Origin of the sequence: Runella defluvii (assembly GCF_014195535.1) — a bacterium.
Classification (GTDB): Bacteria; Bacteroidota; Bacteroidia; order Cytophagales; family Spirosomataceae; genus Runella; species Runella defluvii.
In genome coordinates this window covers 255,341-276,076 of record NZ_JACIBY010000010.1, presented here as the reverse complement: position 1 = coordinate 276,076, position 20,736 = coordinate 255,341, and the positions used below count along the sequence as shown (strand labels likewise).

Below are 20,736 nucleotides of genomic sequence, written 5' to 3'. Positions count from 1 at the left end.
CTTAAAGAAATCATTCGGCAAGTGGCAATAGAGAATGATTGGGAAATTGCCACTTTAGACGTAATGCCCGACCATATCCACGTATTTGTAAAGGCGACTCCCATGGATAGCCCTGCCAATATTGTAGCCAGAATGAAGGGACGTTCTTCTTTTGAATTAAGAAAAGAGTTTCCTTACTTAAAAAGCCGACTACCCTCTTTGTGGACACGTTCTTACTATTGCGAATCAATCGGAAGTATTTCAGCCTCGGCTATTACGAAGTATATTGAGAATCAAAAGGCGCGCTAATGAATCGCCTTCGCACAAACCTAAATATCCTTCGGTATATTATCGCTTACATCCCCATTCTAAAGATTGGGGTTTTACGCTAAATTTTCATAAAACACGTTCTTGGGAAAGTCAGGTAAGTGTTGAATTTGGGTGATGGGTGGGTTTGGCAAAAAAGAAAAATTTTGATTTTGATTATTTAATTTTGTTTTTTGTATTTTTATAACCCAAAGCAAAAACGCAATTGGTCATCATTTCAAAAACAATCATTCGTGAGTTTGGACTAAAGCACGCTGATGCAAACGATGCGCTTAATGATTGGTTTGCTACTGTCTCAGAAGCAAACTGGTCAAATTTTACTGACATAAAACAAACTTTTAATTCAGTTGACTATGTGGGCAATGAGCGATTTGTTTTTAACATAAAAGGCAATCGTTATCGCCTAGTAACAATGATTTTTTTAGACATTCGTACAGTATTTATTCGTTTCATAGGAACTCACGCAGAATACGACAAAATTGACTCAACCACTATTTAAACAATGACTTCCCCACTAAAAACCGAAGCTGAATACAAGCAAGTAATGGCTGAAATTGAGACGTTTTTACAAAAAGCTACTCATAATGAAGGTTTTACAAGCCTTTCTCCTGAAGAAACAGAACGTCTCCGAAATCTATCTTTACAAGCAGAAGCTTACGAAGACGCTATCCCAATCATGCCTTTACAAATTCCTACCCCTCAAACACTTTCTGACATGCTGAGTTTAAAAATGTTTCAGTTAAAATTGAAACAAAAAGACTTAGCAGCACTACTTGACATCACGCCTACCCGACTCTCAGAAGTGATGACGGGCAAGCGTAAAGTCAACATGGATTTAGCTAAACGACTTTATCAAAAATTAGCCATCGACCCTGCGTTTATTTTAGAACATGCTTAAAACTCCCGAACCTTATTTTTCTCTTTGAAATAAGTATCAAGGGCTTTTTGTCCAAAAACATAAAACACAACGGGGGTCACTACCATATCAAGTAACGTACTAGATATTAACCCTCCCAAAATCACCGTCGCCACAGGGTAAAGAATTTCTTTCCCTGCGGCTTGGGAATCGAGGGTAAGGGGAATGAGCGCTAGGGCTGCCACCAAGGCCGTCATCAGCACTGGAACGAGGCGTTCGAGCGATCCGCGGATAATCATTTCTTTTCCAAAATGCTCACCTTCGTGCTCGACAAGGTGGATGTAATGCGAAATCATCATGATACCGTTACGGCTTGCGATTCCCGTTAGGGTAATAAAACCCACCAACGTTGCTACCGAAAATACCCCTCCTGAAAGCAACACCGCCACTACACTCCCCACCAGTGCCAAAGGGACATTGAGCATGATTTGAAGCACAATACGGCTTGATTTGAAATGGGTAAAAAGTACCAAGAAAATACTAACAATCGAAATAAGACTCAGTAAGCCAATCAATTGTGTCGCCGACTCTTGGCTCTCAATCAGTCCGGAATAAACGACATACGTACCTTGTGGAAGTTGCAACTTGCCTACTTGCTTTTTTATTTCTTCGACGGTACTCCCCAAATCTCGTTCTTGAACATTGGCCGAAATCACCATGCGCCGCTGCGTATTTTCGTGCATCACTTGGTTGACGGTTACGGTTTGTTCGATGTCAGCAATCTGTTCCAAAGGCACCAGTGTCCCGTCGGGAGTACTGATTTGAGTACTGCGAATGGCTTCAAGGTTTGAACGTTCGTGTTCGTTGGCACGAATGAGAATATCAAACGTTTTCTGTCCGTCGTACATCTGTCCCGTTACTTTTCCGTTGTAAAACACCTCTAGCTCTTCTGCCACTTTTCCAGCCTGCAATCCAAAACGTTGGAGCGCATCGCGTTTGATACGAATCTGCAACTGAGGCACCATCACTTGGCGCTCGATACTCAAGTCCACCACCCCCTCAACGCCTTGCATCACATTTTTGATTTGTCCTGCGGTGGTACGAAGTTCGGCTAAATCGTTTCCATAGAGTTTAAGCGCTATTTGCGCCTGCACTCCCGAAAGCAAGTGCTCAATTCGGTGCGAAATAGGCTGTCCCACGCCAATGGTAACGCCCTTCATCACCGACAGTTTCTCTCGAATTTCAGCGATGATTTCATCCCGACTTCGCTTGGTATCGGGTTTTAATTCTACTTCAATTTCGGAACGGCTGACAGGCTCGACGTGCTCGTCGAGTTCGGCTCGCCCCGTGCGGCGACTGGCATATTCTACCTCGGGGACTTCCAACATGCGTTTTTCGGCCAACGTCCCCAACCGATTCGACTCCTCCAACGAAGTTCCAGGAGGAGCAATAAGGTTAATGGTAAACGAGCCTTCGTTGAAAGGTGGCAAAAACTCCGTTCCTAAAAAAGGAAGCGTACCAACCGAAGCCATAATCAACAAAATAGCCGTAACTAGAATAGCCTTGGGACGCTGCAATGCCCACTGCAACAGCCTCATATCCTGCTTTTTAAGCCACCGCACCATCACAGTATCTTGCTCCTCGCCCTTTTGTCCCTTGCTTTTTGCCTCTTTGCCTTTCAACAAAAAACTACACAACACAGGCGTAACGGTAAGCGACACCAGCAATGAAGCAATAATCGAAGTGATGTAAGCCAAACCTAACGGCGCAAAAATCCGCCCTTCGACGCCTTCCATAAAGAACAAAGGCACAAATACGAGAACCACAATGATGGTAGCATAGACAATCGAATTGCGCACTTCGGAACTGGCTTCATATACTACCCGAAGCGTTGATTTGGGATTGCCTGCGGCTTGGTTTTCTTTCAAACGCCGAAAGACATTCTCAACATCGACAATGGCGTCATCGACCAACTCACCGATGGCAATGGCCAGCCCGCCCAACGTCAGGGTATTGATAGAAATATCAAACAATTGAAAAATAATGGCCGTCATCACCAAAGACAGCGGAATGGCAGTCAGCGTAATAACCGTCGTACGGAGATTCATCAAAAACAGGAATAAAATCACCACCACCAATATAAACCCATCCCGCAATGCTTCGGTGACGTTGTGGATGGAGTTTTCGATGAATGATTTTTGCTGAAAAATCTTCGGGTTCAACGACACATCACGCGGCAACGCAGGCCGAAGTTCTAGGCAGGCTTTTTCTACCTCATCGGTCAAGGCTACGGTATTGGCACCTGGCTGTTTTTCTACCGCCATAATCACCGCAGGCTTTCCGTTGATGCTTCCGTCACCTCGCTTAAAAGCCGCTCCAAATTTTACGTCGGCCACTTGTTTGAGTAACACAGGCTGGCCATGTCGGCTGGTTACGACCGTATTGGCCAAATCGTCCAGCGATTCCGCCCGCCCTACGTTTCGGATCAAGACTTCCGAACCGTATTCGTAGTAAAAATTCCCCGTGGTATTGCGCGATGAAAGCGACAATGCTTTTTCCAATTCGTCGAGTCCTACGCCAAATTGTTTGAGCTTACTACTCGATACTTGCACTTGGTACTGCAAACGGTCTCCCCCAATCGGAATCACTTGTGACACTCCTTTGATAGTCAACAATCGACGCCGAACGGTAAAATCGGCCAAGGTTCGAAGTTCGGCAGGCGAAGTACTGTCTGCGCTCATTCCAACGTACATAAACTGTCCCATTACCGACGAAATAGGCCCCATAATCGGCTTAATTCCGTTGGGTAAGGTCACGGTTTGGAGCTTTTCGGCCACCAACTGCCGTGCTCGGTAAATTTCGGTATTCCAGTCAAACTCCACATAGACCATCCCCAAGCCAATCGCCGAACTACTTCGCACCGACTCTACTCCAGGTGCGCCATTGAGGGCGGTTTCGACGGGTAATACAACTTGAGTTTCTATTTCTTCGGGAGCTAAGCCGTTGGATTCCAAGAATATCGTCACGCGGGCACGGTTCAGGTCGGGCAATACATCAATGGGCAGTCGAATCGCCGTGTAGGCCCCTCCTACCAACAATATCCCCGCAAACGCCAATACAATCAGCCGATTGTTTAGCGAGAATTTTATCAAAGTGTTTAACATTTTTTCTCAATCTGTAAGTGAACAAAGGGCAAGAGGCAAACATGCCAAAGGCAAAGGGCAAGTATGCACAAGACAAATGTGAAAAGGGAAAACCGAAAATATGCAAGAAGCAAAAGCAAGTATGAAAGGGGCGAATCATTAACGAGTCAATTCACTTGTAAGCTTTAATACTTTTCTGGAAATGCCATCATATGGTTTAACAGTCGTCCTATTTCATCACTTTTTAAAGACAAGTCTTCAAACTGGGCTTTTGACACATATCGACATGCCAATGAAAAATCAAGCCAAACTTGAGTTTCTGTATTTTCCATATCAGCGTCCGAAACTTTCGATATAAAGTGGGCGGGATAACGTCTCTTCCGAAAAGCTTCACCCAAATTAGCGCAAACACTTCGCGATGAACGGCGTATTTGGTCTGTTAAAGCATACTTTTCTTCTTGGGGAAATCCCTTAGAAATAGTGTATATCAGCATCGCTAACTCAAATGCTTTTTTATAAACTGACAATTCTTTGAAGTGACTTGCTGGCATTGTGAATAAAAGCTAGTAATTGAAGAAGTAGGAATACTTCAAAAAGACTACTACTACAACTAAAAGTAACTTTTTACGTGCTTTAAGCGGGTTGTGAGCAACCCTTAGCACCGCGCATCACCACTCTTTCACCCTTCGCCAACTTTCCATTTGCCCCTCGCCAACTTGCCTCTTACCAACTTGCCCTTTTCCTATTTGCATTTTGCCAATTTGCCATTTGCTTTACTGGTTTAGGAAAATCATTTTCAATTGATACGAAGAAGTAACTACTACTTTTTCTCCCGAATGTACACCCTTCAAAATAGTCGTAGATGCTCCGTTGTTGTTGCCAATCGCCACATATTCCACCCTGAAACGCTCAGGCGACTCTTTTACAAACACACAAGGTTTGCCGTTGAGCTGGCTTAACGCGCTATTGGGCAACGCCAACGTCCGATTTTCGTCGCGTGCTTGCGCCCGCACGGTCACGTATTCGCCAATTTTAAAATCACCGTCGGGGTTTTCAACTTCAAAGAGCATTTTTTGCGATTGGTTGGCGTTTACGACTTGCGCCGCCGACAATAACCGCACTCGGTTGGTTTTATGCTTTTCGCTCTCTCGCTGACATTCCACCTCAAAGCCCGTTCCTAAGCGAACTTTGTCGGCATCTTGCTCAAATACTTGTGCTTCGACATATACTTTGCTGAGGTTGGTAATGGTAAAAAGCGTTTCGCCTGTACCCACTGTCGAGCCAATCGCCACCGCAAACGGTGCCACTACGCCCGAAATCGGTGCCGTAAGCGCAACCAAACGGCTATTACCTTTGCCATTTTTAGCAATGTTGTTAAACACTTTGAGGTTTTCTTGCGCTTTGCGAAGGCGGGCTTCGGCTTCAACCATGTCACGTTTGGCAGCAATGTCCTCGATTTTTTTCAAGCGGTCGTACTCCTTTTGAGCCGTCGCCAATTCCACTTCCAAATTGTTGCGTTCGGCTTGCAAACTCACTTGCGTACTGGCGTCGATGGTCTGTTCGACGACCGCCAACGTCTGTCCTTTGTTGACACGCTGCCCCACTCGGGTAGTAAGCGAAACGATACGCCCCACTTGCGGTGTCTGCACCACCGCCATCCCCGTCGAAGCAGGAATCACCGTTCCATATAGCTGGGTTGTTTCGCGGAAGTTGCCCGTTTCAACAGGATTGGTCAGTACTTCAAATAGGAATTGTGTCTCTTTAGGTACTTCAAACGCATCACCATTAGCTTGTTGTCCTTTGGCATTTTGCTCCCCCTCGTGATTATGACCGTCGTCTTGGGCTTGACTAGGCTGATAGGTCGGAAAAAGGCAAGCACCGATGAGAAGAATCGAAAAAAGGGTTCGGTTTTTTCTCATGGCCAAAAACATGGCGATTAAACCGATTACCAAACCACCGCCAAACATCACCCACATTCGCCAATTTCCTATTTGCCACTCACCCGTTTGTTCGTTGGCTTCCTCGTGGGCGTGTTCCGACTCGTCGTGGCCTACCAGTACCCCTTTCAGCACCATCAAATCGGGGCCATTGATGCCTTCAATTTTAGCAGTGAGTGAAAAAGTGCGCTCCCGACTAAACCGCGACGTAACCTCATAGATACCCGCCTCCTTGGGTTTTATGTCAAACGTAGCTTTGGAATCTAACGAGGCCGAAAGTGCGATTTTCGCATTGCTAATAGGTCGATTGGTAGCAGGGTCGGCGACGTAGAGCGTCAGTTTTCCCGCTTCGTTGGCGTGCAAGTGTTCATATTTTAAAACCAATTCATAGCGGTCCGATACCGCTTCGGCCTTTTTGGCTTTGATGGTTTCAGCCGCTGGCTCATGAGCTCCGTGGTCATGGTCATCGTGCATGGTACCATCGGCGTGCATGTGCTGAGCGTACGTAAAGCCCCCCATTCCCCAAAGGAAGCATATCAACAAACAAATGAGCTTATTTAAGTTTGCAAAGAGCCCTCTAACAATTCCTCCATCGGGGGTTAGGGGGCTGCTATCTATCTTTTTCATAAATTTCCTGTTAGGTGTTGTATGGTCAAAATCGACTGAAAATAGCTACGTTGGGTTTCGATGTAGCGAAGTTTGATAGTGTAGGCGTCGTTGGTCGTTCGTAGAAAATTGATGTAATCGGTTTGACCATTTTCAAAAAAACGGCGGGCTGTTTCAATAATCGTATTGGCTTGTGGTAGGGCCACACTTTGGTAGTAGGCTAGTGACGTTTTAAATTTCGTCGCCTCATTTTGAGCCATTTGCAAGTCGAGTGATACTAGCTGTTTTTGCGATTCCGTCCGCTCATGGGCGACTTCTTGCGCCGTTTGAGCGGCCTCAATTCGGCTTTTGTATTGCCCCCACCAAAGCGGAATACTCACCCCCGCCCGCAGACGAAGCCCCATCCGCGTTTCTGGCGTACCTTGATTGTAATAGCCTACCACAAAACTGGGCAGTCGGCTGCTTTTTTCTACCCCAACTACCTTTTGACCAACCACTTCCATTTGCTTGGCCATTTCTACAAGCGGAGCAGAATCCACATCACCTAAAGTATCCATAAGCAGCGGTATTTTGTCCAACGGAAGTACTGCTACCTCTGGCGCGAGCGCATTCCCCATCAATATCCCTAGTTGATTTTTTTGCAAGATTACCTCTTGACTAGCCATCGCAACTTGGTTACGGAGTTCCGCTGCTTGCGTTTCTGCAAATACCAACGCTAGCTTGTCGATGGTGCCTACTTCAAAGCTCCTCTTTGCGGCAATGGCGATTTGGGCGTAAGCGCTGTCCTGACTTTGAAGTTGTCGAAGGTACGACTGCCCAAATTGCGCATTGAGATACGTCCATTTTACCCGAAATTTCAGCTCGTTTTCGGTAATTTTTTGGTCTTTTTGGGCCAACCCCACGTACGCTTGCTGTAATTGTGCCTGCTGATGATAGACCGTAGGCAAACGGAAACTTTGCTGCACGCCCAACGTATAAAACACCCCTGTCGGACTATCGAACGTCAGTTCAGGGTTAGGAACCGCTCGGGTGGAACGGATGAGTTGCTCGTTTTGCTTTATCACCAAACTCGAAGCTTTCAACGCACGGCTGTTCTTGAGCGCTGCTTCCACGGCTTCTTCGGGCGTCAGCGTACGTTGTGACCACGCGCAAGTACTCAACACCCACCCAAGTCCGACCGTCAAGGCTGACTTTTGCCAATAAGTGTTCATCAAAAATGAAGATTTGATTTAAAAATTGAGAAAAAGTAAGAGGCGAGTTTGCAAGGGGCAAGGAGCGAATTTGCAAAGGGCAAGGGGCGAGTTTGCAAGGGGCAAGCCCTCTTGCCTATTTGCTTTTTGCAAACTTGCCTTTTTGCCATTTGCTTATTTGCCTTTTGCCTACTTGCTATTCGCCTTTTGCTTACTGCTTTTTGCACACTCGTGCTTTTTTTCTAAATCAAAAAGCGCTGCACCAGCACGAGAAGAAAACGCCCGTACGTTCGTCGAAAAACGTAGGGTGGTTCAAAAAAAGCAGTACGTATCTCTTCTTTTTGGAAGAAAGTAGTCCTGTAGAAAAATGTAGAAAAAGAGGGAATAAAAGGAGCAAAAACCGTAGAGGAAAACGCCAAAGCTTTGGTCGTAACTTCGGCATAACAGTACACAAAATTGACTTGCCCTTCTTCTTCGTGAGACTGAAAACCCGAAGCGGCCTCGTGATGATGATGTTCATCTTCGTGCTCTTGGTGTTCACACGATGTTTCCGCCCAGCTTGAAAGAATATGCCGATGCGTTCCATGCTCCTGACACGAATGTTCCAGCACGCCATAGCCATTGCCCGCCCAAAGGGCCAGCAACGCCATTGTCAACGCCAAAAACTGTTTCAGAAGCTTTTTCATCAAAACCGATTTTTAGCAAAAATAAATCAAAAGCGCGTGCAACAGGGTTTCAGGTAGTAAAAAGCGTAAAATAAGTCTGTCAAAACCTCTTTGGTTTTAGTATAATTGCACCAAAAGATAACTCCTAAACGACCATGACACTACTCGGCTTTCCTGTATTGGTACTTGCAAAAATCCTGTTTGCGGCTTTCAATGGCATTTTGTTTACACAATCGGGCTTAGACAAGGTTTTTCACTACCAAGGCAACCTCGACTATTTTAAAGACCATTTTAAAAAATCGCCGTTGGCTTCCAGCGTTGGGGCGCTGATGCCTACCATTACCTTGCTTGAGACATCAGCGGGGTTGGTCTCCTTGGTTGGCGTAGTACTTTTGCTCATTGGGAGTGACTTGGCCAATGTGGTAGCGGCTTCGGGTATGTGTTTGGGGGGAGTTTCGTTGGTGTGTTTATTTTTTGGACAACGGCTGGCGCAAGACTACGCAGGTGCCGCATCGCTAGTGCCTTATTTCTTAATGGCCGCAGGTGGATTGGTTCTGTATTCTTTGTAAGCATTCGGGTTGTGAGCAACCCTAGGCACAAGAGTGCTGTGTGTTTGGATACTACTATCCAAACATGGGGTTTCTCAAAACCCAATTCAAAAATCGAGGTTGTGAGAAACCTCTGTCACAGTTAAGAATTCGGGTTGTGAGCAATCCTAGGCACAAAAAAGAGGGTTGTAAGCAACCCTCTACACAAGTAGTACTGTGTGTTTGGATACTACTATCCAAACACAGGGTTTCTCAAAACCCAATTCAAAAATCGAGGTTTTGAGAAACCTCTGTCACATCTGAGTATTCTGATTGTGAGCAACCCGAAACACGAAAAAAGAGGGTTGTAAGCAACCCTCTACACAAGAGTGCTGTGTGTTTGGATACTCCTATCCAAACACGGGGTTTCTCAAAACCCAATTCAAAAATCGAGGTTTTGAAAAACCTTTGACACAGCTGAGCATTCGGGTTGTGAAAAACCCTAGGAACGAAAAAAGAGGGTTGTAAGCAACCCTCCACACAAGAGTGCTGTGTGTTTGGATACTACTATCCAAACACGGAGTTTCTCAAAACCCAATTCAAAAATCGAGGTTGTGAGAAACCTCTGACACAGCTGAGTATTCGGGTTGTGAGCAACACGAAAAAAGAGGGTTGTAAGCAACCCTCTACACAGTAACCCGCCACACAATCTCGTAATTCCTCATTCGTAATTCGTAATTCCCCACTCCTTCCTTATTTCACTCGATTGGTTTTCCACTTGCTTTTGGCAGCCACAGGAACCGTCGTACTTCCACTGGTAGGTTGTTTGGTTTGATTCATTAAATAGGCTACCAACGCCGCCGCGACTTCTATTTCTTCCTGATTGGCTTCTCTTTTGAGGACTTCGGGGATGAAGTAGTGTTTGACAAAATGCGTATCGAAGTTGCCCGAAGTAAAAGCTTCGTGCAACATCACAAAACGGCAAAACGCCAACGTTGTTTGTACCCCCGTGATTTCGTATTCGTCAATGGCCCTTACCATTTTATCAATCGATTCCTGGCGCGTCGCCGCGTGGGTGATAAGTTTGGCAATCATAGGGTCATAATAAATCGGGATGTCCATGCCTTGCTCAAATCCATCGTCCACCCGAACTCCATTTCCTTGCGGACGCACGTACGTTTTCAGGTTTCCAACATCGGGCAGGAAGTTATTCGTTGGGTCTTCGGCATACACCCGAATCTCCATCGCGTGCCCGTTGATTTCAAGGTCTTCTTGCTTGAGCTGAAGTTCTTGGCCTTCGGCAATATAAATCATCTGGCGCACCAAGTCCACTCCCGTAATCATCTCGGTAACTGGGTGTTCTACTTGAAGACGCGTATTCATTTCGAGGAAATAGAAGTTCAGTTGGTCGTCCACAATAAACTCCACCGTCCCTGCGCCATAATACCCGCACGAGCGAGCTACGTCCACGGCGCATTTGCCCATTGCTTCTCGGATTTCGGGCGTAAGGCACGACGAAGGCGCTTCCTCTACTACCTTTTGGTGACGGCGCTGCACCGAACACTCCCGTTCAAAAAGGTAAATAATATTTCCGTGCTGGTCGCCCAACACCTGAATTTCGATGTGCCGTGGCGAGGCCACGTATTTTTCGACAAACACCGCTCCATCGCCAAAAGCCGAAATAGCTTCACTGACGGCGCGCTCCATTTGTTCGTCAAACTCTTCTTCGTTTTCGACAATACGCATTCCTTTTCCACCCCCACCCGCACTTGCTTTAATCAACACAGGATAACCGATTTGACTCGCAATCGCTTTGGCTTCGGCGCGGTCGGTAACGGCATCGGGGGTACCTGGCACCATGGGAATTTTATATTTTGCCGCCGCCCGTTTTGCCGACAGCTTATCGCCCATAATTTCGATACTCTCTGCCGATGGCCCCACAAAAAGAAGCCCTGCGTCTTTGACCATTTGTGAGAACTTGGCATTTTCGGACAAAAACCCGTATCCTGGGTGAATGGCATCTACGCCCAATTTTTTACATACGTCTATAATTTTGTCACCCCGCAAGTACGACTCTGAAGATGCCGCTGGGCCAATACATACCGCCTCGTCGGCATAGCGTACGTGCAACGCGTTGCGGTCGGCTTCACTATAAACTGCCACCGTTTTAATGCCCATTTCGCGGGCAGTTCGCATGACCCGAAGAGCAATTTCCCCACGGTTAGCGACCAGAAGTTTGTTGATTTTGCGCATGAACAGCTAGATATTTTTCTATAAAGGCACCGAAAGTTACAACATATCGTTCAGTGTCATAGAATTATCTTGGTAAAACAGTATAGCTATTGGTTCCCGTACTTCACGGCAGTTCCTGCCATGACAAAACCTTGGTAATCTTTTCCTGTGTAATATTGGTATTTGACGTTTACGATGGCATGGGCGCCCATGCTTGTCGCCTGAATGATTAATTGATCAAGCAAAGCCTTTTTTTGTTCTTCGTCATTGCCACGGTACAGCATTCGTCCGCCTTTGGTTTGCTGGTTGCTCAACGGCACTTCCTTTTCTACTTTCACGGGGCCAATGGGTGTGTAAACCCGCGTTGTAGGCTGATTTTCGTAAAATACATCAATCGGATACGTTGCATCCGCCAATTTGATAGGAATTCCCAAACCTCCGTCGGGGGTTGTTACAGGTCGCGCACACGAAAATGCACCCAGCACAATGACTACCAAATACGTAAAAGGAAGAAGTTGTCGAAGAAATCTCATGGTTCAATTTTTCTAAAGTTTGCAACGGGAAACGTCATCGTAAAGTTTTTTACAACCAACACTCCCCACGGTTTGAAAAGAGCAATGTCAGGAAACAAGGCCGCATTTACCTTGATGTCGGTCAGTTTTCCAAAATAAGCCTTTCCTTTCGCGCTGGGCTGCGTCACTACCCACTCGTCGCGGAGTTGCTGCGTGATACGCACAAAGGCAGAAAGGCCGTTGTTAAAGGAAACGAAAAACTCCCTCGGCGTATTGTCGCTTCAAAGAAGGGCTCATCTCCCTGTTTTGCTACCAACTTGTCGGTACGTTCATCAAGGGCTTGAAAGTCAAAATCACACAATTCTTTGGGAATGCCCCAATTTTCGATGCCGTTCCAGACACTATTTGCGTCAGAAACGTAAATTTTTGAAATCGAAAACGTGTTTTTTTCCAACAATTCAAATACCCCTGGAATAAACAGCAATTCGCGGTAAGGACCAACGGGTGTAGTATGGTAATCGACCAGCATCATACTTGCTAGTAAACCTTTGTAGTTATCTCTTTGATAATCAAATAAAAAACACTTTTCTCTAACAAATTTTTCGGGCAAACGGTACAAGAAAATATAGCCATTTCCTGTCAGCGACCACGGCGCAGGAGCTATTAGAGAAGGCGTCGGTAAGTGTTCGGTAGAAAGCATCTTTTTCAATAAAAAAGGGAGGCAAATGCCCGTTTTGTAACATTTTCAAGAAAGATATAGACGAAACAAGCAATATAAAAAATAGAGGCACTTGTTTAACAAAAAAAATGGTACGAAATTTGTCACCGCTTTTCTGAGCAAATTATTTTTATGAAACAACGGAAACTTTACACACGGGTTTTTTCTGCGGCGCTGGCCTTTTTGTTGCTTTTTACAGCAACAGCGGGAAAAGCATTGTCGCTTCGTAAAGTTAGCCCGAAAAAGCCCGTTGCCGAACAAACTGCTAAAAAACAACAAAACAACGACGAGCGTCCTGTCATTCAGGCAATGTCGTTGGAGGCCGTAGTAGCTCCTGCTATTTCGTTTGATTTTGAGCAAACATTCTACCTTCTTCCCAGCATTTGGTGCATCGAACTCCCTTCGGTCAGTCTTCTTCCGAAGCGTTTTGATGTTTTCTACTACTTTTTCTCCTTTTTCCGAAACGTTTTCGGCCACTTTATTGCCACAAACGCCCCCTAATAGGTACGTCACGGTAGCTTTGTACCCATTGCTTGTTATCCATTGAGGTAAAAGCTGGGACGAAGTCCTATTGCCATGTTTTTTACTCCCAATTTATATCAACTTTCGAAAGTTAAACGCTTTCGTACAACTTCAATTCAATTAGTGTAAACCAATTTTATCAATCATAAACTAATGCAAAACAGACTTGGTATTTGGATTTTGACAGTGGTAGTAGCGCTTTTGAGCATTTACTACTTGTCATTTACGTTTGTAGCGCGCAGCATCCGTAGCGATGCCGACGCATTTGCTACAGGCAAGGATGGTGTTGTTGACACCAAGAAAAAAGAACGCTATTTAGATTCACTTCGCCGCGAGCCTGTTTATTTGGGTTCTACCTACCAAGAAGTGACCCAACGCGAGCTTGGCTTGGGTCTTGACCTTCAAGGTGGGATGCACGTCGTGTTGGAAGTAGCCCCTACTGATATTATGAGAGGCTTGGCAGGTGGCAATGCCCGCAACAGCCAAGTAAATGAAGCCTTGAAAAAAGCCGTTGAAGCTCAGAAATCAAGCCAATCTAACTTCGTTGATTTGTTTGTAACTGAATTTAAGCGTTTGGCGCCTTCAACTTCATTGGCACAAATTTTTGCAAACAGCACCAACCGTGGCAAAATCAACAGTACTTCTTCTGATAGCGAAGTAACCGCTTTCTTAAAAACAGAAGTGGATGGTGCTACTAGCCGTGCGTTCCAAATCATCCAACAACGGGTGGACAAATTTGGGGTTGCTAACCCGAACATTCAGCGTTTGCCAGGAACAGGCCGCATCTTGATTGAGTTGCCAGGTGTGGACAACCCTGAGCGTGTGCGTCGCCTTTTGACTGGTTCTGCCAAATTGGAATTCTGCGAAGTATATACACTTAACGAAATTTCTCCTGCCCTCAATTCACTTGGAGCGTATTTGACGCAGTTGGATTTGGAGAAAAAGATTGCTACCAAAGGTTCGGCTGCTGCTGACACTAGCAAAGCATCTGACCTTGCATCACAATTGGCAAAAGGAGCAAAAGCAGATACAACCAAAACAGACACAACGGCCAACCAAACTGGTTTAGCAAGCTTGTTTGTGCCTATTTCGCAAGGCCAGTTAGGTGTTTATGCCAAAGATACCGCTCGTGCAAACGACATTTTGGCCCGCCCAGAAGTAAAAGCCATGTTCCCATCAGATGCCATCATCATGTGGGATCGTAAGGGAATGGAAACAACTGACAAGCGTAATGAAATTGTGGGTGTTTATTTCATCAAAAAATCAGGCGGTAAAGCACCACTTGAAGGAGATGTGATTGTGGACGCTGGAAACGACTACGACGACCGTGGCCGTCCAGAAGTAACAATGCGTATGAATGCCGAAGGTGCTCGTAAATGGAGAAACCTTACGGCCGCCAACGTAGGTCGCCAAGTAGCGATTATCCTCGATGGTTTTGTTTATACAGCGCCTAACGTACAAAACGAAATCCCGAACGGAAACTCAAGCATCACAGGAAGCTTTACGGTAGAAGAAACCAAGGATATGTCCAACGTGTTGAAAGCAGGTAAATTGCCAGCTCCAACTACAATTGTTGAAGAAGCTATCGTGGGTGCAACCCTTGGTTCTGAGTCTATCAATTCAGGCGTGATTTCTTCGTTGGTAGGGTTATTGGTAGTATTAATCTTTATGTTGTTCTATTACAACAAGTCTGGATTTGTTGCCGACATTGCCTTGGTTATCAACCTATTCTTCTTGATGGGTATCATGGCATCGTTGGGTGCAGTTCTTACACTTCCTGGTATTGCAGGTATTGTTCTTACAATTGGTATGGCCGTCGATGCCAACGTACTTGTCTATGAACGTATCAAAGAAGAGCTATTAACAGGCAAAGACATAAAACTTGCCATCGCAGACGGTTTCAAACACGCACTTCCTTCTATCTTAGACTCCAACATTACAACTTTACTTACGGGTGGAATTTTGTTCTTCTTAGGTACTGGTCTTATCCTTGGTTTTGCTACTACCCTCGTGATTGGTATCGTTACCTCACTTTTTGCTGCGCTATTTGTATCACGCATCATTTTAGAATGGTGGGTTGGCAAAGGAAACAAAATTGAGTTCTTCTCTAATTTCTCAAAAAATTGGTTCCAAGATACTCACTTTGACTTTATCTCTCGCCGCCGTGTTTATTACACTATTTCATCGGTGATTGTCGCTGCGGGTATTATCTCAATGATTTTCAAAGGATTTGGTCTAGGCGTTGACTTTAAAGGTGGACGTAGCTACGTCGTACGTTTTGAAAAATCAGTTACTACGACTGACGTCAGAGAAGCATTGACAGAGCCTTTTGGTGCTGCACCAGAAGTAAAAACATACGGTGGAACAGGTATTGGTGCCAACGAGCAGGTCAAAATCACTACCAGTTATTTGGTGGAAGACACTGCACCTGATGCCGATAAGCGTGCTGAACTTAAACTCAATGAAGGTCTAAGTAAACTTGGAAATAAAGCAACCATCCAAAGCTCACAAAAAGTAGGACCAACGATTGCCCATGACCTTATCATGACCTCGTTGAAGTCTATTTTACTGGCTATATTAATCGTTGGGATTTATATCTTCCTTCGTTTCCGTCGAATGGGCTTTGTGTGGGGATCTGTGGTCGCATTGTTACACGACGTACTCGTTACAATGGCCGTGTTCTCTATTTTCAACGGAATTCTTCCATTCTCATTGGATGTTGACCAAGCGTTTGTGGGTGCGATGTTGACCATCATGGGTTATTCAATGAACGATACTGTCGTTATCTTTGACCGCGTTCGTGAGTACCTCAACGACAACCGTGGTAAAAAAGAAACGATCTCTACGGTTATCAACAATGCCTTGAACAGCACCCTTAGCCGTACTGCCGTAACGGGTATTGCCACGATTTTAGTACTCCTCATTCTCTTCCTTTTTGGAGGTGAAGTAATTCGTGGATTCTCATTTGCTATGTTGGTGGGTGTTATCGTAGGTACCTATTCTTCATTGTTTGTGGCGACACCTATCGTGGTTGACTCGCTTACACGTGCGCAAGCAAAAGAAGATAGCCTTCCTGCTGATGCAACAAAAGCTGCGCCAGCTCGCCTTATCTCTGATTTTCCAGATGGTGTAGGTGAATTGGAAGCTCCGCAAGACGACGAGCAACAAGAAAAACCTAAAAAAGAGAAAAAGGCGCCATTGATTAAGCCTTCTTTGAAAAAATAAGGGACATCATTCGTCACCAAACAAAAAACGGAAGGCATTTGCCTTCCGTTTTTTGTTTGGTTGATCTTAGCTATTCAATGCTTTTGTGAAGGCTATTATAGTATCCTGCAAAAACTGCACTTTGGATGAGTGTACCAACAATACCCGTCAATACATCACCAAAAGTAAACAACAATACTACAATCAAAACATAGAATGTAATCAATACGCCTGGACCAACTTGTTGTTCCTTATGTGCTTCCATTGAAATCAATGTTTGAGTGGTTGAAGAAAAATATCGTCGCAATTTAGGCAAAAAAACGTTTGACGCTCTTCTCCTTTTGTGATTTATTCTCCCAATGCTTTATTCAGTGCTTGCTCCCAACGGGCATAATTTTCGGCATAGACTGCGCGAAGTGCCTCGTTTGGCTCAAAAGTTGCGATTTGATTTAAACCTTCAAACGCCGACTTCACATCGTAAACTCCCACGCCAATTCCTGCCGCACGCGCTGCTCCTTGCGCTCCGTCGGTGTCGTACAATTCGATGGTAGCGCCTGTTGTATTGGCAAAAGCTTCGCGGAAAAGTGGGCTCAAAAACAAGTTGGCATGACCCGCCCGCACCGTCTGCGTTTCTACGCCCATTTGGCTCATGACTTGTAATCCGTAATTAAGAGCAAAGACGATTCCTTCTTGAGCGGCTCTGAAAACGTGCGCCGACGAATGGGTATTGAAGTTCAACCCTTGCAAATGCCCTCCTACCAATCGGTTTTCTAAAACACGTTCGGCTCCGTTTCCGAATGGCAAAAACGTGAGTCCTTCTGCTCCAATCGGCGTCTGAGCTGCCAGCTGATTCATTTCATCATAACCTAGTCCACCCGCAAAACGGCGCACCCAACTGTTCAAAATCCCCGTTCCGTTGACGCACAGCAATACGCCGTTGCGTTGTGCTTCGGGCGTGCTATTGACGTGGGCAAAACTATTTACCCTCGAAAGTGGATCGGCTGTAGGTTGGGCATTGATTCCATACACTACCCCCGACGTTCCTGCCGTCGTAGCCACTTCGCCTGGGTTGAGGACATTAAGTGAAAAAGCATTGTTGGGCTGGTCACCTGCGCGGTAGGCAATCGGGATGCCCGCTTTTAGTCCTAATTCTGCCGCCGCCGACGCCGAAAGCTGGCTTTGAGGGGCAAACGTGCCAACGATTTCGGGAATAAATGAATTGTCGAATCCGTAATAATCCAACAATGCTTGCGATACTTTCTGCTCCGCAAAATCCCAGAAAATCCCTTCTGACAAGCCCGAAACGGTCGTTTGAGGCGTACCCGACATCCGAAGTGCTAGGTAGTCGCCTGGGAGCATAAAATGCCGAATTTGCGAATAAATATCAGGTTCGTTGTCTTTTACCCATTTGAGTTTCGACGCGGTGAAGTTGCCTGGAGAGTTCAGCAAATGCCCCAAACAAGCATCGTCTCCCATGTCGGCAAACGCTTTATTTCCAATTTCTACCGCACGACTATCGCACCAAATAATCGAAGGACGCAACGGGCGCAAGTCTTTATCGACCACCACCAAACCGTGCATCTGGTACGAAATCCCAATCCCTGCGACCAAGTCGGCCGAAAAATTGTATTTATTTTTGAGTTTGTGCGTGGCGTTTACGGCTTCTTGCCACCAGCTATCGGGATGCTGCTCTGCCCAGCCTGCACGGTGCGCAATCATGCCCATTTCTTGCTCAGGCGAAGTGGCAGTTGCTACTGCTTTTCCCGTTTCAATGTCAAGTAATGCAACTTTTACCGACGAGCTGCCTACGTCATAGCCTAAAAGATATTTCACTGATACGTTTGATTTTGGTGGTTACAATAAAAGAAAAATTGTTATTTTCGTAGAAAAAATTATCCAAAACAAATGCTTGATTTTTTTACTACCGAACGATTGGTTTGGATTGGAGCCATTTACCTCGTTTTGTGCTTGTTGGCGTACTTTATTCAACACAAATTTATCTTTAAACCCGAAAAACTCCCGCAAGATTTTATTTATAATTACGAAGACTCCTTTGAAGAACTGTTTTTTGAGCCCGAACCTAACGTCCGTATCAACGCACTTCGCTTTTATCAAGACGACATTTCCCGAGGGCTCGTGGTCTATTTTCACGGCAACACGCGAAGCATCAAAGGTTGGTCAAAATATGCCAAAGACTTTACCCAACACGGCTACGACGTACTGATGATTGATTACCGAGGTTTTGGCAAAAGTACGGGAAAACAAACCGAGGAAGGGCTCAAAAACGATGCGCAACACATCTACAATAAAATGCGCTCCAAATACGGTTATTCCGAGGAGAAAATCATCATTTATGGACGCTCGTTGGGGTCGGGCTTTGCCACAAAACTGGCCTCGGCCAATCACCCAAAAATGCTTATTTTAGACGCTCCTTACTACAGTTTTACCCGCCTCACTACCCGATTTTTACCTTTTTTACCTGTTTCCTACATTCTCAAATTTTCGATTCGTACCGATGTCTGGATTCGTTACGTCAAATGCCCCATTTACATTATTCACGGAACCAAAGACCTGCTCATTCCCTTTCGTTCGAGTGTGCGGTTGATGAACCTTATTCCTCAATCGGCTCGCCTTATTCCGATTTATGGCGGCGGGCACAACAATCTTCCGAATTTCCCAGATTATCACCGTCATTTGGATGACATTCTCAACGACCGTTTTGATTTGATTTTTGACAAGTACGAAAAGCCGTTTTGACTTTATCACACTCATCAGGCGTATTGATATTTTGTAACCAACGTTCGTCAGGACAAGCAAGCCCTTGGATGCCCATTTTTCGCAACAGTTTGGTGGGTGAAAACTCCCCCTTGGCCATTGCTTCTCTCAACCATTTTTCGGACGTTGGCTCCCAAATCCCCACCAAAGGCTCTAAAAATCCCGTGGAAGGATGTCTAAAAACAGTGGCAGGCAAGTGCGCCTCCCGATGAGCCACCAAATAGTCCACTGTTTTTTGGTTGACAAAAGGCATATCACAGGCCACCACCAGCCACGGGGTAGATGGTTGGGAGAAAATAGCGCTCGCAATTCCTCCCATTGGCCCGACCTCCAACGAATCTAACAAAAGCGGCGCATTTTCGAACAAGTCTTGTTGCTCTTTCCGACATGATAGGTACGTCGGGGCAACACCTGAAACCAATTCAAATAAGTATTCCCACTGAGGTTTCGCGTGATAAGAAAGCTGGCTTTTGTCAGCCCCCATGCGCGTACTACGCCCTCCTACCAGAATGAGCCCGTTCATGGTTTTTGTAAGAACTCTAGTGCCCTTACTTCCGACCAATAAGCCCCTTTTTGGTCAAAACGTCGGGGTCGAAACCCGCAATGCCCGCCTTGCGCAGTAAGTTCTAGCCACACATTGGGCATAGCTGTAATAGTCTTGATGGGCAAACTTTGGTAAGGAACCAACGGATCGTTTTCGGCATTCACAATGAGGGTTGGCACCGCAATTCCTTCGACAAAATAGGTAGAACTACAGCGCCGATAGTAGTCATCCGCTCCTAAAAACCCATGCAATGGCCCCGTATAAATATGGTCAAAATCCCAAAATGTTTTCACCTTCTCCCATTGCGAAACATCGAAACGGTCGGGATATTGGGTAGCTTTGGCTTCAATTTTTGGCTTTAGTGTTTGCAAAAAACGCCATAGATAAACCTTATTTTCTGGTTTTTCGATGTTTCGGCTACAGCCCAACAAATCCATTGGCACGCTAAAAACCACCACTTTATGAATCTGCTTGGGCAACGTTTTTCCTCGTTCGCCAGCGTACTTTAGCGTTACGTTCCCCCCCAAACTAAAGCCCATCAGTGAAATCTCCGTATAGCCTTTGGCAATGGCATACTTCACCACAAAGTCCAAATCAGAGGTTTCGCCACTGTGATAAAACCGAAGCTGACGATTGATTTCTCCGCTACAACTGCGGTAGTTCCACGCCAAGCAATCGTATCCATGATGATTCAGCAAACGGACCATTCCTGTGATGTACTGACGCGTGCTACTTCCTTCCAATCCATGCGAAAGAATCACCAAGGGTGGCTTTGAAACAATGTCAGTAGAAGTTGAGGGTGCGAAACTCCAGTCAATATCCAGAAAATCATCGTCGAGCGTCGTGAGACGTTCACGCTGATACGGTGGTTTAATTTTCCGAAACAAGGCAGGAAATATGCTCTGATAGTGGCCATTGGGAAGCCACCGTGGAGGCTGGTGGGTGTGCGTACGCAAAAGAGGCATAAACAAAACGACTTTACAAAGACAAACATAACTT

Annotated in this window: 20 protein-coding genes; 7 read left to right on the top strand and 13 right to left on the bottom strand. The window is 45.6% G+C overall.

Annotation, left to right across the window (positions count from 1 at the left end; all coding sequences use genetic code 11):
* From tnpA to FHS57_RS21820, 3 genes are all read left to right on the top strand, one after another.
* Positions 1-288: IS200/IS605 family transposase (tnpA, locus tag FHS57_RS21830; RefSeq protein WP_183977381.1), on the top strand; the 288-nt coding region annotated here is incomplete at its 5' end.
* Between the two features lie 223 nt (positions 289-511).
* Positions 512-805: a type II toxin-antitoxin system HigB family toxin gene (locus FHS57_RS21825; protein WP_122932810.1), complete on the top strand. Its 294-nt coding sequence runs from the start codon at positions 512-514 to the stop codon at positions 803-805.
* Between the two features lie 3 nt (positions 806-808).
* Positions 809-1,204 carry a helix-turn-helix domain-containing protein gene (locus FHS57_RS21820; protein WP_122932811.1) on the top strand — a complete coding sequence of 132 codons (396 nt, stop codon included), beginning with the start codon at positions 809-811 and terminating at the stop codon, positions 1,202-1,204.
* Here the strand turns inward: FHS57_RS21820 and FHS57_RS21815 are convergent.
* The 5 genes from FHS57_RS21815 to FHS57_RS21795 form a co-directional block, all read right to left on the bottom strand.
* Positions 1,201-4,326: an efflux RND transporter permease subunit gene (locus tag FHS57_RS21815; RefSeq protein WP_183977379.1), complete on the bottom strand. Its 3,126-nt coding sequence runs from the start codon at positions 4,324-4,326 to the stop codon at positions 1,201-1,203. The two genes, FHS57_RS21820 and FHS57_RS21815, sit on opposite strands and share 4 nt — an antisense overlap.
* Positions 4,327-4,490: 164 nt before the next feature.
* Entirely contained in the window at positions 4,491-4,856 is a 366-nt protein-coding gene (locus FHS57_RS21810) for a four helix bundle protein (RefSeq protein ID WP_183977377.1), read from the bottom strand.
* A 222-nt stretch (positions 4,857-5,078) separates the two neighbouring features.
* Positions 5,079-6,869: an efflux RND transporter periplasmic adaptor subunit gene (locus tag FHS57_RS21805; protein WP_183977375.1), complete on the bottom strand. Its 1,791-nt coding sequence runs from the start codon at positions 6,867-6,869 to the stop codon at positions 5,079-5,081.
* A complete protein-coding gene (locus tag FHS57_RS21800; RefSeq protein WP_183977373.1) occupies positions 6,866-8,059 on the bottom strand; it encodes a TolC family protein in 1,194 nt (397 codons plus the stop codon). Before FHS57_RS21800 ends, FHS57_RS21805 begins: the two co-directional genes overlap by 4 nt.
* Before the next feature lie 221 nt (positions 8,060-8,280).
* Entirely contained in the window at positions 8,281-8,724 is a 444-nt protein-coding gene (locus FHS57_RS21795) for a hypothetical protein (RefSeq protein ID WP_183977371.1), read from the bottom strand.
* 134 nt (positions 8,725-8,858) lie between these two features.
* On the opposite strand from FHS57_RS21795, the gene FHS57_RS21790 reads away from it, so the two are divergent.
* Complete coding sequence (locus FHS57_RS21790) at positions 8,859-9,272, top strand: DoxX family protein (RefSeq protein ID WP_183977369.1); 414 nt, start codon at positions 8,859-8,861, stop codon at positions 9,270-9,272.
* A gap of 711 nt (positions 9,273-9,983) precedes the next feature.
* Here the strand turns inward: FHS57_RS21790 and accC are convergent.
* From accC to FHS57_RS21770, 4 genes are all read right to left on the bottom strand, one after another.
* The gene (gene accC / locus FHS57_RS21785) at positions 9,984-11,483 is read right to left on the bottom strand and encodes an acetyl-CoA carboxylase biotin carboxylase subunit (RefSeq protein ID WP_183977367.1); all 1,500 of its coding nucleotides are present in this window, start codon (positions 11,481-11,483) and stop codon (positions 9,984-9,986) included.
* A gap of 86 nt (positions 11,484-11,569) precedes the next feature.
* Entirely contained in the window at positions 11,570-11,995 is a 426-nt protein-coding gene (locus tag FHS57_RS21780; protein WP_183977365.1) for a heavy metal-binding domain-containing protein, read from the bottom strand.
* On the bottom strand, positions 11,992-12,198 hold the full coding sequence (locus FHS57_RS21775; protein WP_183977363.1) for a hypothetical protein: 207 nt from the start codon (positions 12,196-12,198) through the stop codon (positions 11,992-11,994). The genes FHS57_RS21780 and FHS57_RS21775 overlap by 4 nt, the downstream gene beginning before the upstream one ends.
* Entirely contained in the window at positions 12,162-12,674 is a 513-nt protein-coding gene (locus FHS57_RS21770; protein ID WP_183977361.1) for an acetoacetate decarboxylase family protein, read from the bottom strand. Before FHS57_RS21770 ends, FHS57_RS21775 begins: the two co-directional genes overlap by 37 nt.
* Before the next feature lie 150 nt (positions 12,675-12,824).
* Between FHS57_RS21770 and FHS57_RS21765 the strand changes: the two genes are divergently transcribed.
* Positions 12,825-13,193, top strand: a complete 369-nt coding sequence (locus FHS57_RS21765; RefSeq protein ID WP_183977359.1) for a hypothetical protein — start codon at positions 12,825-12,827, stop codon at positions 13,191-13,193.
* Positions 13,194-13,367: 174 nt separating this feature from the next.
* Positions 13,368-16,439, top strand: coding sequence for a protein translocase subunit SecDF (secDF, locus tag FHS57_RS21760; protein ID WP_183977357.1), 3,072 nt, complete (start codon positions 13,368-13,370; stop codon positions 16,437-16,439).
* A 70-nt stretch (positions 16,440-16,509) separates the two neighbouring features.
* Here the strand turns inward: secDF and FHS57_RS21755 are convergent, their stop codons facing one another.
* Positions 16,510-16,683, bottom strand: coding sequence for a hypothetical protein (locus tag FHS57_RS21755; protein WP_157607557.1), 174 nt, complete (start codon positions 16,681-16,683; stop codon positions 16,510-16,512).
* An 83-nt stretch (positions 16,684-16,766) separates the two neighbouring features.
* Positions 16,767-18,251 (bottom strand): xylulokinase, encoded by a 1,485-nt coding sequence (locus FHS57_RS21750; protein ID WP_183977355.1) that lies wholly within the window; start codon positions 18,249-18,251, stop codon positions 16,767-16,769.
* 72 nt (positions 18,252-18,323) lie between these two features.
* On the opposite strand from FHS57_RS21750, the gene FHS57_RS21745 reads away from it, so the two are divergent.
* Positions 18,324-19,175 (top strand): alpha/beta hydrolase, encoded by an 852-nt coding sequence (locus FHS57_RS21745; protein ID WP_183977353.1) that lies wholly within the window; start codon positions 18,324-18,326, stop codon positions 19,173-19,175.
* Here the strand turns inward: FHS57_RS21745 and FHS57_RS21740 are convergent.
* Positions 19,126-19,716, bottom strand: a complete 591-nt coding sequence (locus FHS57_RS21740; RefSeq protein WP_183977351.1) for an NTP transferase domain-containing protein — start codon at positions 19,714-19,716, stop codon at positions 19,126-19,128. The two genes, FHS57_RS21745 and FHS57_RS21740, sit on opposite strands and share 50 nt — an antisense overlap.
* Positions 19,713-20,702 carry a YheT family hydrolase gene (locus tag FHS57_RS21735; RefSeq protein ID WP_183977349.1) on the bottom strand — a complete coding sequence of 330 codons (990 nt, stop codon included), beginning with the start codon at positions 20,700-20,702 and terminating at the stop codon, positions 19,713-19,715. Before FHS57_RS21735 ends, FHS57_RS21740 begins: the two co-directional genes overlap by 4 nt.
* Positions 20,703-20,736 lie beyond the last annotated feature (34 nt).

Excerpts from the sequence above, each read along its gene's own strand:
- FHS57_RS21820 (WP_122932811.1), top strand. The coding sequence starts at position 809 with ATGACTTCCCCACTAAAAACCGAAGCTGAATACAAGCAAGTAATGGCT.
- FHS57_RS21815 (WP_183977379.1), bottom strand. The coding sequence starts at position 4,326 with ATGTTAAACACTTTGATAAAATTCTCGCTAAACAATCGGCTGATTGTA.
- FHS57_RS21810 (WP_183977377.1), bottom strand. The coding sequence starts at position 4,856 with ATGCCAGCAAGTCACTTCAAAGAATTGTCAGTTTATAAAAAAGCATTT.
- FHS57_RS21805 (WP_183977375.1), bottom strand. The coding sequence starts at position 6,869 with ATGAAAAAGATAGATAGCAGCCCCCTAACCCCCGATGGAGGAATTGTT.
- FHS57_RS21800 (WP_183977373.1), bottom strand. The coding sequence starts at position 8,059 with ATGAACACTTATTGGCAAAAGTCAGCCTTGACGGTCGGACTTGGGTGG.
- FHS57_RS21795 (WP_183977371.1), bottom strand. The coding sequence starts at position 8,724 with ATGAAAAAGCTTCTGAAACAGTTTTTGGCGTTGACAATGGCGTTGCTG.
- FHS57_RS21790 (WP_183977369.1), top strand. The coding sequence starts at position 8,859 with ATGACACTACTCGGCTTTCCTGTATTGGTACTTGCAAAAATCCTGTTT.
- accC (WP_183977367.1), bottom strand. The coding sequence starts at position 11,483 with ATGCGCAAAATCAACAAACTTCTGGTCGCTAACCGTGGGGAAATTGCT.
- FHS57_RS21780 (WP_183977365.1), bottom strand. The coding sequence starts at position 11,995 with ATGAGATTTCTTCGACAACTTCTTCCTTTTACGTATTTGGTAGTCATT.
- FHS57_RS21770 (WP_183977361.1), bottom strand. The coding sequence starts at position 12,674 with ATGCTTTCTACCGAACACTTACCGACGCCTTCTCTAATAGCTCCTGCG.
- FHS57_RS21765 (WP_183977359.1), top strand. The coding sequence starts at position 12,825 with ATGAAACAACGGAAACTTTACACACGGGTTTTTTCTGCGGCGCTGGCC.
- secDF (WP_183977357.1), top strand. The coding sequence starts at position 13,368 with ATGCAAAACAGACTTGGTATTTGGATTTTGACAGTGGTAGTAGCGCTT.
- FHS57_RS21755 (WP_157607557.1), bottom strand. The coding sequence starts at position 16,683 with ATGGAAGCACATAAGGAACAACAAGTTGGTCCAGGCGTATTGATTACA.
- FHS57_RS21745 (WP_183977353.1), top strand. The coding sequence starts at position 18,324 with ATGCTTGATTTTTTTACTACCGAACGATTGGTTTGGATTGGAGCCATT.
- FHS57_RS21740 (WP_183977351.1), bottom strand. The coding sequence starts at position 19,716 with ATGAACGGGCTCATTCTGGTAGGAGGGCGTAGTACGCGCATGGGGGCT.
- FHS57_RS21735 (WP_183977349.1), bottom strand. The coding sequence starts at position 20,702 with ATGCCTCTTTTGCGTACGCACACCCACCAGCCTCCACGGTGGCTTCCC.